Origin of the sequence: Actinacidiphila sp. DG2A-62 (assembly GCF_035825295.1) — a bacterium.
Classification (GTDB): Bacteria; Actinomycetota; Actinomycetes; order Streptomycetales; family Streptomycetaceae; genus Actinacidiphila.
Genome location: NZ_JAYMGI010000002.1, coordinates 3,274,368 through 3,285,849 on the forward strand (window position 1 = coordinate 3,274,368; position 11,482 = coordinate 3,285,849).

General features: G+C 71.0%; 7 protein-coding genes and 1 pseudogene. 2 read left to right on the forward strand and 6 right to left on the reverse strand.

All coding sequences use genetic code 11. The annotated features are described in order from the left end of the window. Positions 1-52: 52 nt before the first annotated feature. Both VSR01_RS14305 and VSR01_RS14310 read left to right on the forward strand, forming a co-directional pair. Positions 53-1,566 (forward strand): annotated as a pseudogene (locus VSR01_RS14305) (AlkA N-terminal domain-containing protein); the annotation flags it as partial. Between the two features lie 119 nt (positions 1,567-1,685). Next, positions 1,686-2,195 carry a methylated-DNA--[protein]-cysteine S-methyltransferase gene (locus VSR01_RS14310; protein ID WP_326449592.1) on the forward strand — a complete coding sequence of 170 codons (510 nt, stop codon included), beginning with the start codon at positions 1,686-1,688 and terminating at the stop codon, positions 2,193-2,195. Positions 2,196-2,239: 44 nt separating this feature from the next. On the opposite strand, the gene VSR01_RS14315 is transcribed toward VSR01_RS14310, so the two are convergent. From VSR01_RS14315 to VSR01_RS14340, 6 genes are all read right to left on the reverse strand, one after another. Then, positions 2,240-4,933, reverse strand: a complete 2,694-nt coding sequence (locus VSR01_RS14315) for a YfhO family protein (protein ID WP_326449593.1) — start codon at positions 4,931-4,933, stop codon at positions 2,240-2,242. 262 nt (positions 4,934-5,195) lie between these two features. Then, the gene (locus VSR01_RS14320) at positions 5,196-7,403 is read right to left on the reverse strand and encodes an MMPL family transporter (protein ID WP_326449594.1); all 2,208 of its coding nucleotides are present in this window, start codon (positions 7,401-7,403) and stop codon (positions 5,196-5,198) included. A 149-nt stretch (positions 7,404-7,552) separates the two neighbouring features. Next, positions 7,553-8,128, reverse strand: coding sequence for a TetR/AcrR family transcriptional regulator (locus VSR01_RS14325; protein ID WP_326453660.1), 576 nt, complete (start codon positions 8,126-8,128; stop codon positions 7,553-7,555). 310 nt (positions 8,129-8,438) lie between these two features. Beyond that, positions 8,439-9,071 carry a GTP cyclohydrolase II gene (locus VSR01_RS14330; RefSeq protein WP_326449595.1) on the reverse strand — a complete coding sequence of 211 codons (633 nt, stop codon included), beginning with the start codon at positions 9,069-9,071 and terminating at the stop codon, positions 8,439-8,441. 862 nt (positions 9,072-9,933) lie between these two features. Beyond that, positions 9,934-10,440, reverse strand: a complete 507-nt coding sequence (locus VSR01_RS14335) for a nucleoside deaminase (RefSeq protein ID WP_326449596.1) — start codon at positions 10,438-10,440, stop codon at positions 9,934-9,936. Between the two features lie 23 nt (positions 10,441-10,463). Continuing rightward, positions 10,464-11,312, reverse strand: a complete 849-nt coding sequence (locus tag VSR01_RS14340) for a GntR family transcriptional regulator (RefSeq protein ID WP_326449597.1) — start codon at positions 11,310-11,312, stop codon at positions 10,464-10,466. Between the last annotated feature and the right edge of the window lie 170 nt (positions 11,313-11,482).

An 11,482-nucleotide genomic window follows, 5' to 3' on the forward strand; every position in this document is an offset into this window, starting at 1 on the left:
GGCGCCGCGCGGCTCCGCCGCGGTCCTCCGCGGGCCCGCCTCCGCGAACTCCATGTCGGATTTCCGCCAGACCACACCCGTGACGCCGCGCGATGCTTGTCAGGTGTTCACCGACTTCGACTCCTATGTGAGAGCCGTCCAGTCGAAGGACGCCCGCTTCGACGGGTGGTTCTTCACGGCGGTGCTCACCACCCGCATCTACTGCAGGCCCAGCTGCCCGGTCGTGCCGCCCAAGGTCGAGAACATGACCTTCTACCCGAGCGCGGCGGCGGCCCAGCAGGCCGGCTTCGCGCCTGCAAGCGCTGCCGCCCCGACGCCAGCCCCGGATCGCCCCAGTGGAACGAGCGCGCCGACCTGGTCGCCCGCGCGATGCGGCTGATCGCCGACGGCGTCGTGGACCGCGACGGCGTACCGGGTCTGGCCGCGCGCCTGGGCTACAGCGAGCGCCAGATCGAGCGGCGGCTGCGCGCCGAACTCGGCGCGGGCCCGCTCGCCCTCGCCAGGGCGCAGCGCGCGCAGACCGCCCGGCTGCTGATCGAGACCAGCGCGATGCCCATGGGCGAGATCGCGTTCGCGGCCGGTTTCGCGAGCATCCGCGCCTTCAACGACACCGTGCGTGAGGTCTTCGCGCTGTCGCCCAGCGAGCTGCGCGCCCGGGTCGCCAAGGGCCGTCCGCCGGCCGCCTCGGGCACGCTGGCGCTGCGGCTGCCGTTCCGCCGTCCGCTCACTCCCGACAACCTGTTCGGACACCTGGCGGCCACCGCCGTGCCGGGCGTGGAGGAGTGGCGCGCGGGCGCGTACCGGCGGACGCTGCGGCTGCCGCACGGCCCCGGCATCGCGTCGCTGCGGCCCACCCCCGACCACATCGCCTGCCGGCTCTGGCTCACCGACTGGCGCGACCTGGGGCAGGCGATCAGCCGCTGCCGGCGGATGCTCGACCTGGACGCCGACCCGCTCGCGGTGGACGCCCTGCTGTCCGAGGACCCGGTGCTCGCGCCCCTGGTGGCCAAGGCGCCCGGGCGGCGGGTGCCGCGGGTAGCCGACGGCCCGGAGTTCGCGGTGCGCGCGGTGCTCGGCCAGCAGGTGTCGACGGCCGCCGCGCGCACGCTCGCGGGCCGCCTGGTGGCCGCCCACGGCGAACCGGTGGCCGATCCCGCGGGCGGCCTGACGCACCTGTTCCCGTCCGCCGAGGCGCTGGCCGGCCACGACCCGCAGGCGCTGGCGATGCCGCGCGCCCGCCGGGCCACGCTCGCCGCCCTGGTGCGGGCTCTGGCCGCCGGCGAGGTCGACCTCGACGTGGGCAGCGACTGGCAGCAGGCGCGCGCCGGCCTGGCCGGGCTGCCGGGCTTCGGCCCCTGGACGGTGGAGGCCGTCGCCATGCGCGCGCTGGGCGATCCCGACGCCTTCCCCGCGACCGACCTGGGCGTGCGGTACGCGGCGCGCGATCTCGGGCTGCCAACCACCCCGGCCGCGCTGACCAGGTATGCGGCGACTTGGCAGCCGTGGCGCGCGTACGCGACGCAGTACCTGTGGGCGGTGGGCGACCACCCGATCAATTTCATGCCCACCCAGACGCCGGACACACTCACTCCATCGGGTGAGACGACGCCGGCCGACGATCCGACAACCAGTCGTACGATGACCGCCGCTGCGGCGACCGCAGCCGTCACGAAAGGCATGGTCCGATGACGACCAGTGTCCACACCGTCCTCGACAGCCCCTGCGGCCCGCTGACCCTGGTCGCGCGCGAGGAGCGGCTGGCCGGACTGTACATGACCGAGCACCGCCACCAGCCGGCCCAGGAGACGTTCGGCCCGCGCGTGGCCGCCGACGACCTGCCGGTGCTCAAGGACGCGGCGCGCCAACTGGAGGCGTACTTCGCGGGTGACCTCACCGACTTCGACATCGACGTCGCGGTCACCGGCACGCCCTTCCAGCAGCGCGTCTGGGCGGCCCTGCGCGACATCCCCTACGGCGAGACCGTCTCCTACGGAGAACTCGCACGCGCCCTGGGCCAGCCGACCGCCTCGCGCGCCGTCGGCCTGGCCAACGGCCGCAACCCGGTCAGCATCATCGTCCCCTGCCACCGCGTGGTCGGCGCCGACGGCAGCCTCACCGGCTACGGCGGCGGCCTGGAGCGCAAGCGCTGGCTCCTCGGCTTCGAGAGCAGCAGCCGGCAGCCCACCCTCATCTGATCCGACGATCGGGCGCCGCTCCTACGAAGCAGGTCCGCACGACGTCAGACGACCGCCTCCGCGGGCCGTGTCCCAGGGTCCGCAGAGGTGACCGCGTCAACGTCCGTCCGCGCGCCGTCACCCCTGCGCCTGCGCCACCACGCATAGGCGGCGACCCCCAGGGTGCCGGCCAGCGACGCGGCGCCGACCGCCTCCCCCTGGTGCAGCCCGGGCGGGGTGAACGCGCAGTCCACGGTGTGCGTGCCGTCCGTGCCCACGCCCGCGCCGGCGCCGAGCGGCGCCGACACCAGGCCGAGGTAGGCGTGGGCCGGGCGGGAGGGACCGCCGTCGACCGCGCACGACCACCCGGCGATGGCCGGCGCCGCGACCACGGCGTACCCGCGGGCACCGCGCGGCAGCCGTGCCCGCACGCCGTCGGCGGTGACGTCCACGCGGGTCGCGCCGCTCGCCGCCAGGCGCCGTTCCGCGGCCGCCAGACGCGGCAGCGACAGGCAGCCGATCCCGCCCGGGTCGACGGTGAACCGCCCGTCCGCCGCGGTCAGCCGCAGCGCGAGGCGGCCGTCGGCCGGTGCGTCGCCCAGCAGTTGCACGGGCGCGCGATGGCTGGGCAGACCGCCCAGGTAGCGGACCACGGACGCGGGGCCGCCGCTGCCGCCGCCGCGCCCGTCCAGGCGGACGTCGCCCCGGAAGTCCGGCGCCCAGAAGTACACCTGGCTGTTGCCGGGGCAGGAGGACTGGACGCGGTACGTGCTGTGCCGGGCGTCCCCGGCGCGGCCGGGCGTCTCGTAGGCGCCGCCGCGGCCGGGGCGCAGGACGCGTCCGTCGCCGTCGCGCAGGGTCATCCGCGCGACGTCGTAGACGTCGCTGCCCAGCAGCAGCTCCTGGTTGCGGTAGGGCGAGTGGCCGTAGCCGGCGGTGGCCTCGGGGTGCACGGTGACCAGGGGAGGCACCGGTCGGCGCGTCACCGTGGGCGTCACCCCTGGTGCGGGCGTCCCGGGCTTGGCCGGGTTCTCCGGGGAGCGCAGGCGGGCGCCGACGGAGAAGAGGGTGTCGGTGACGGGGTTGTCCAGGCTCTGCAGCGACCGGCCGCGCGAGGTCCAGCCGCCGCCCAGCGACTCCAGGGTGCGCGTCCACACGTCGGCGGTCAGGCTGCTGTAGTACTGGGCACCCTGGCCGCCCACCGCCAGCGGGTCGTTGCCGACGGTCTGGGCGCGCCCCGGGTCGGTGCGATAGCGCGGCCAGTCGTCGGCATCCTCCAGGACGCCGCGCTGGGCGTTCTGCCGCGTCCCCCACACGGGGTAGTCGTCCATGGCGGCCAGCCGTTTGCGGTCGATCCAGGCGTTGCTCGCCGCCAACTGGCCCACCTGGGCGGCGACGAGCACACCTATGGCGACCGCGGCGGGAACCGCGGCGGCGGAGGCGCCGCCCTCCTTGAGGCGCCGCAGCCACAGCAGCATCCCCGCGGTGACCGCCACGCCGACCGCGAGCATCGGGTAGCTGCCGACCCCCGCGAGCCCGGAGTCGGCGTCCAGGGCGGCGATCGCGGCGACCAGCGCCATCACCCCCGCGCCGTAGGCCAGCGGCCGCCGGGCGGGCAGACCGTGGGAGACCGTCAGCCACGCGGCGATCACCAGGATGCCGCTGAGCACGAACGTCTGCCGGTACGGGCTGCCGTTGGGCGTGGTGAACGCGTGCCACAGCAGGTGCGTCGGCCGCCAGTCGAACGACGCGGCCACGACGACCGCCAGGACCGTCCACACCGCGCGGGTGCGCCGCGCGACGGCCGGGTGGAACGGCAGCACGAACGCCAGCAGCAGCGCCGCGGTGTCGACGTACGTGGACGGGCTGGAGAAGCCGTAGGTGCCCGGCAGGAGCCGTACGAGGAAGTCGGACCAGGGCAGGGGCCGGAAGGTGCGCTGCAGGCCCGGGTAGGCCTGCTCCGTGCCCTTGACGACGGTCAGCAGCAGCGGCGCGGTGAGGCCGATGCCGAGGGCGGTGGTCAGCGCGGCCCGCCCGAGCGCCCACGCTCGGCCCCTCGCCGGGGTGCGGCCGACCGGCGCTGGCTCGGTGATCAGCCGGGCCGCCAGCACGAGGGCCGCGCCCAGGGTGGCCATGTAGGCGGTGTAGAAGTTCGCGGTCCAGCACACCGCGGCCACCGCGACGCCCGCCACCGGCCGCCGCCCGTGCCGTGCCCACTCGCCGACCATGCACAGCAGCGGGAACGCGATGAGGCCGTCGAGCCACATCGGGTTGTACGACGCGAGCATCATCGTCCAGCCGCACAGCGCGTAGGACGCGCCGAGCATGCCGGCCGCCCACCGCGGCCCCGGGCGCAGCGCGAGCAGCAGGCACGCCATGGCCGCGGCGGCGGCGCCGAGTTTGAGGACGGTGACGACATAGACGGCCAGGTCGATGCGGTCGCGGGGGAACAGCGCCACCAGGGGCGCGAACGGGCTGCTCAGATACGTGCCGTAGTCGGGGAGGAAGCTGCTGCCGTATCCGGACTGCCAGTTGAGCAGCCAGCCGCCGTCCGCCCTGCCGTGCAGCAGGTCCCACAGGTGGGCGTGGAAGGGAACGAACTGGTTGCCGAGGTCGTTGACGTCGCGCGTCCTGCGCCCGAACGGGTACTGCCCGGCCATCGCGTCCCCGGCGCAGAAGGCGACGACCGCGATCCCGGCTGCGAGCAGTGCCGCCCGCAGCCTGTCGGCCCCCGCCACGGGGACGTGCTCGGCTGCCATGGGTTCCCCCGGTGTGCATCATTCGGTAAAAGTCAGCGCATGCTAGGCAGCCGGGCGGGGCGGAACGGTGACGTCCGCCCGACTCCGGGGTGAACGCAGCGTCCCCGGCCGGTAATTGACCGCGGCCGGGGACAGCTTTTAGGCAAAGATGAACGCGAGGCGGACAACCACCGGGGGCGTTCTCCCCTCGGCCCCTCCGCCCCAGGTGTCGCCCTTGGTGAGCCGCCACGCCCCAACCGGGCGACGCCCAAGGCGGCGGGCGCTACACGGTGACCGGTTCGCGCTCCTGCTCATCGGCGCGCGCGGCGGCCTGCGCGGCCAGCGTCCTGCGCAACTGCTCGCCCTCGACGTCCACGTTGGGCAGCGCGCGGTCCAGCCGGCGCGGCAGCCACCACGCCGCGCGTCCCAGGAGCGCGAGCACCGCCGGGACGATCGTCATCCGTACGACGAACGCGTCGAAGGCGACGGCGATCGCCAGCCCGAAGCCCATCATCTTGATCATCGATTCCGACGATCCGATGAATCCGGCGAAGACGCTGATCATGATGACCGCGGCGGCCGACACCACCCGGGCGCCGTGGGTGAATCCGGTGACGACGGCCTGACCGGGTGTCTCACCGTGGACGAACGCCTCCCTCATACGGGTGACCAGGAACACCTCGTAGTCCATGGCCAGTCCGAAGACCACGCCGACCATGAAGATCGGCATCATGCTCATGATCGGACCGGTCTGCTGAACGCCCATCAGACCGGACAGCCATCCCCACTGGAACACCGCGACGACCGCGCCGAGCGCCGCCAGCACCGACAGCAGGAAGCCGACAGCGGCCTTCAGCGGCACCAGGATCGACCGGAACACGACCATCAGCAGCAGGAACGCCAGTCCCACCACGAGCGCCAGATACGGCAGCAGGGCGTCGTTCAGCTGCTGCGAGACGTCGATGTTCATCGCGGTCGTGCCGGTGACGAGCACCTTGGCGCCGGTGGCCGTCCCGAAGGCGTCGGAGTGGTCCCTGATGACGTGCACCAGGTCCTCGGTCCGCGTGCTGCTCGGCTTGGACTCCGGCACCACGGTGAGCGTCGCCGTGTCGCCCTTGGTGTTGAACGCGGGGTCGCTCACCGTCTTGACGTCCGGGAAGCCGGCGACGGTCTTCTCGACGTCCTGGGCGGCCTGCTTCGGGTGGTCGCTGTGCGCGGTGTCCACCACGACCATGAGGGGTCCGTTGAAGCCCGGTCCGAAGCCCTCGGAGAGCATGTCGTACGCCCTGCGCTGCGTGGTGCTGACGGGCTGTGAGCCGTCGTCGGGCAGGCCCAGCTCCATCCGGCTCATCGGCACCGCGGCGAGCCCCAGCGCCACGACGGCGCCGATCAGGAACGGAACCCTGCGGCGTACCACCAGCCGGGCCCACCGGGTGCCCAGGTTCGGCCTGCGGGTGTCCTTCACCCGCCCCTTGCGGACCTTGCGGGTGAGCACCTTGGGGCCGGCGAAGCCGAGCAGCGCGGGGATCAGGGTGAGCGCGATGAGCACGGCGAGCGCGACGGTGGCCGCGGCGGCCAGTCCCATCTTGGTGAGCATCGGGATGCCGACGACGGCGAGGCCGGCGAGGGCGATCAGCACGGTGAGCCCCGCGAAGACCACCGCGGAGCCGGCGGTGCCCACCGCGCGCCCCGCGGCGTCCTCGCCGTCGCGGCCCTCCATGAGCTCGTGCCGGTGCCGGGAGACGATGAACAGCGCGTAGTCGATGCCGACCGCCAGTCCGATCATCGACGCCAGGGTGGACGAGGTGCTCGACAGCCCCAGGGTGGTGGCCAGCGCGGTGATCCCCGCGATGCCGACGCCGACGCCCATCACCGCGGTGAGCAGGGGCAGTCCGGCCGCGACCAGGGAGCCGAAGGTGAGCAGGAGCACCACCGCGGCGATGCCGATGCCGATGACCTCGCTGTCGCCGGTCTCCGGTGACGCCTCCAGGGCGGTGCCGCCCGTCTCCACGGTCAGGCCGGCGTCCCTGCCCTCCTGGGCGGCGTCCTTGATGGCCTCGTGAGTGGCGTCGGTGATCTCCGTGGACTTCGCGGTGTACGTCACCGTCGCATAGGCGGTGGTGCCGTCCTTGCTGACCGCGTCGGCGGTGAACGGGTCGGTGACGCTCGCGTGCTGCGGGCTGTTCTTCAGATCGGTGACGACGTGCTCCACTGCGGCCCTGCTCGCGCCCACGGTGATCTTCTGGCCGTCGGGCGCCTGGAAGACCATACGGGCGGTCGCCCCGTCGGCGTCGGAGGCGGGGAAGCGCTCGTGCAGCAGGTCGAACGCCCGCTGCGCCTCCGTGCCGGGCACGGTGAAGTTGTCGCTCGGCGCGGACGGCGCGCTGGCGGCCCCGACGCCGGCGAGCGCCAGCAGGGCTATCCACAGCAGGACGACGTACCGCCGTTGCCGGAAGGAGAACCGGCCGAGTCTGTACAGGAATGTGGCCATGGAGACAGGGGCTCCCGTCAGGAGGGCGTATGTGGGCGTGTGGAACCAGCCCGACGACGAGAGCGGCGTGTCAGGTGGGGCGGTGGCGCGGGTGTGGCGGCGGGCCGGGCCCGCCGGTCGTCGCGATGGTCAGGGGATGCCGGGCGGCCTTACGACAGGCCCAGCGCGGGGACGACGACGGCGTCGATGTACCGGTGGGTGTATTCCGGGTCCGGGTCGATGCCCTCGATGATCGGCCGGGCCAGGGCGCAGCCGAACAGCATGTGCGGGAGGTAGTCGCGGGCGGGGTTGTCCGCGCGCAGCTCGCCGCGGTCGACGGCGCGCTGCACCACGCCGCGGAAGCTCTCCAGCTCCGGTTCGATGAGCAGCTCGCGCAGCGCGCGGAACAGGTCCTCGTTGCGGAACGCGGCGTGCGCCAGCCCCCGCATCAGCTCCTGGTCGCGCTTGATCTCGTGCTCATCGTGACATCTGACGAGTTCGTGCAGGTCACCCGCGAGCGAGCCGGTGTCTATGTCTCCGATCGACACCGGTGCGTTGTGGCGCAGCGCGGTGGCGACCAGTTCCGGCTTGCCCTTCCACTGGCGGTAGAGGGTGGCCTTGCTCGACCGGGTGCGCGCGGCGACGGCGTCCATGGTCAACGCCTCGTAGCCGACCTCGCGCAGCAGCTCGACGACGGCGGTGTACAGCTCCCGCTCACGCTCGGGGGTCAGGCGCGTACGGCGCACGGCGGTCGTCTCCGGCGACATGACCTGTCCTCCCTCTCACCTGGGGTGTGTGCACGCACACCGTACGGGTACGGGGCGCGGCGTTGTCGAAACGATGTCGTACACATAAGACTAGACGGCGCACGAACGAAACGCCACCGTTTCGATCGTGGGCCGCATCACGTGGCCGGCGGTCAACCCTGGGGCGGCGACGCGGGCGCCTGGTGCGGCAGGCTTCGCGCGGGTGCCCCAGGCGGGCGCCTTGTGCGGGCCGACGCCTTATGCGGGGCGGACGCCTTATGCGGGCGGACGCCTTATGCGGACGGGTACCCTATGCGGGCAGCGCCAGGGTGTGGCCGGTGTGCTCGACCTTGGCGCGCAGGTAGCGGACGTTCGAGGACGAGACGTGGACGCCGGTGGGGACGCGCTCGGCGACGGTGATGCCGTGCGCGGTGAGCTGCGCGGCCTTGTCGGGGTTGTTGGTCAGCAGCCGTACGCGGTCGGCGCCCAGGGCGTGCAGCATCTGCGCGGCTGCGGTGTAGTCGCGCTCGTCCTCGCCCCGACCTAGCGCGACATTGGCCTCATAGGTGTCCAGGCCGCCGTCCTGCAGCGCATAGGCGTCGAGCTTGGCGTACAGGCCGATGCCGCGGCCTTCCTGGCGCAGGTACAGCAGGTAGCCCCCGGTGTCGGCGATGCGCTGCACGGCCTCCCGTAACTGGGGCCCGCAGTCGCAGCGTTCGGACCCGAACACGTCGCCGGTCAGGCATTCGGAGTGCGGCCGCACCAGGGGCACGTCGGCCCGCTCGTAGTCGCCCACCCCGAACGCGAGGTGCTCCTTGCCGTCGGCGAGCCCGGTGAAGGTGAACACGTCCGCGGTCGTCCCCCACCCGTCGGCGAACCGCAGCGGGACCCGCACTTTCGTACGAACAACGGCTGGGGCCACCGGACTTGCGTCTACCGACATGACGACTCCCTCGTAAGATCTTGAACCCTCAAGCTCTTACGACCAGCGGATTATTTCCGCCAGGGCGACGAGTGAGCCGGGTCACACGAAGGAGTGAGCCGGTCCGGGGCCCGCGGCACCCGCGGCACCCGCCAACGCGTGCAAGGTCCGACAACGACAAAGACCCGACCGATCGTCATGATCAGCGGGATCTCGCCAACCGTTCCCGAATCGAGAAGCGGCTCGGTGGTTGGTTGTGGACCTGAGGGGATTCGAACCCCTGACCCCCTCGATGCGAACTACGGGCAGGGCGGTTGTTGAGGTTTGTTCACGTGGTCAACGCGCTGGTGGCGGCTGCTCTGGGTCGCTGAGCGTTGATGAGGTTGCTGTACTTCGCTGCTGTACAGCAACCTTCGCCACGCACCCTCACCACCACCTTCCCCAGCTTCCATCCCGTCTGCCGTCGGCCCGCACTCCTGTGGAGCGGGCGTGGTTCCTGGCGTCCAGATGGAGCGCGCCACTGTACGAACGATCTGGACGCCAGGGGCCGCGTCTGCTCGGCTTGCCCGGGTCGATGGCAGATGGGATGGGAGCTCCCGCCGGCACTACGACGATCGCGCAGACGCTGTCGGCGATGGGCCATCTCGGAGCCGGAGCGCCCCCGCCGGAGGCATGTCGTGACCCCTGCTGTGGGCTGTCGGGTTCTCGCTCATGCCCTGGGCCTCCCCCGCCGCGGGCGCGCGCGGTGCCGGCCGGGCCGAGCGGGGCGGAGACAGGAGCGACGGCGCGGCCGAGCGCCGGACGCGCGCCCGGCGGAGCGGCAGCGACGCCGGGTGCCTTGATGAGGTAGAGAAACCTGTAACCCGTCTCTCTGGGGGCATGGTCACATCTTCGGTACGACCGGTTCCGGCAAGAGGGCAGCCCACTCCCGAAGAACGTCCGCGGCTTCCTCGTGAAGCGCACCCTCGGCAACGTCCTCGCGCATGGCTCGTTGATTGGCAGGATGGGCAAGCTCCCTGTATAGCTGCAAATCCTCGAATCCGTTCACTGCCACGTCCTCACTCGTCGCACCAAAGACAATTCGCGGCAGCCGTGCCCAATAGCACGCGACGAGACACATTGGGCACGGCTCGCTGCTTGCGTACATGACGCCATCGGGCATGAGGTGGCGTCCGAGCTTACTCCCCGCATTCCTCAGCGCCATAATTTCGGCATGAGCCGTTGGATCAGACTTTTCTACAACGCTACTATTTCCCTCGCTCACAATTTCACCATCGATAACGATGATCGCGCCGAAAGGTGTCTTCCCTTCGTCTTCGAGTGAGTGGCGAGATAGGTCGATCGCACGCTTAAGGAACCGTCGATCAGCTTCGCTCAGGGTCTCGGGCACTTGTCACTCCTCGATGCTTGGCTCTACTTCTTGGGCTGTGAGTTCCTTCGCCAGGGCTTGAGTGGGGTAACGAACCGCAGTTCAGTCCGGTCGGCCGGGTACTCGGCGTCCGAGATTTCGACGGTCCGATTGTCTGCATCGATCGAAATTCGGCGGCAGATCAACAGGGGCACGCCATCAGGTAGACCCCACTGCTGAACCTCGACGGTTGTAGGCATCCTGCCGGTTACCTGGTCGACCATGCACATGATCTCAATCCCAACTGTTGACAGTTGGTGTTGAGTTCCGCCGGGCCATGGTTCGTTACTGCCATCCAGTAGGGCTGGATTGGCACTGATGAGAGATACCGGAATGTAGGACGTGCTATATGACAGCAAGTGGCCAGTACGTTTGTCGGTCGACACAAAGCGGCGTCGGAGGATGGGTTCCTTCGGATTCACGCCGAACAATTCAGCAAGCTCCGGCGTCGCTTCGGTGATCTCATACTCCGAGCCGAATTCTTGAGCGTCGATGGACATCCCAAGGTTGGTCTCAGCCTCGCCTATGTCGGCACGCTCCCGCTCCGGCCGGCGCGCCAGATCCTTCTCGGCCTGGTGACGCTCAGAGGACCGGACAACGCGCCCGGGTGCGATGCGAACGACCGGAGCCTTACCACGCCCCGCGGTGATCAGCCCTTGAGCCTTGAGCAACGCGACTGCCGACCGTGCTGAGTTCATCGAGCATGACCAGCGCTCGGACAGGTCGGCCAGGGTGGGCAGGGAGTCACCAGGGGCGAGGTCTCCTCGCTCGATCTGCATCCGGATGTCGTCTGCGATGCGGAGGTGGATCGGGGACGGTACGGCCGTGGGCTGAGGCTCCATGCGCTCCATCATCTCAGTTCGTAGGTTTGTGGGCAAACCTCTTGCGGACCCATCCTTGCGGAGCTACCGTCATTACTAGTTCGCGGGTTTGCCCACAAACTTACGAACATCGCAGAGAGCGGCGTCCTACCGCCAAGCAGACCGCCGCTCCCGTCCCTCTCTCAAGGGAGCTTCCATCATGC

Coding starts and splice junctions, on each gene's coding strand:
- VSR01_RS14315 (WP_326449593.1), bottom strand. CDS start 4,933: ATGGCAGCCGAGCACGTCCCCGTGGCGGGGGCCGACAGGCTGCGGGCG.
- VSR01_RS14340 (WP_326449597.1), bottom strand. CDS start 11,312: ATGATGGAGCGCATGGAGCCTCAGCCCACGGCCGTACCGTCCCCGATC.
- VSR01_RS14330 (WP_326449595.1), bottom strand. CDS start 9,071: ATGTCGGTAGACGCAAGTCCGGTGGCCCCAGCCGTTGTTCGTACGAAA.
- VSR01_RS14310 (WP_326449592.1), top strand. CDS start 1,686: ATGACGACCAGTGTCCACACCGTCCTCGACAGCCCCTGCGGCCCGCTG.
- VSR01_RS14320 (WP_326449594.1), bottom strand. CDS start 7,403: ATGGCCACATTCCTGTACAGACTCGGCCGGTTCTCCTTCCGGCAACGG.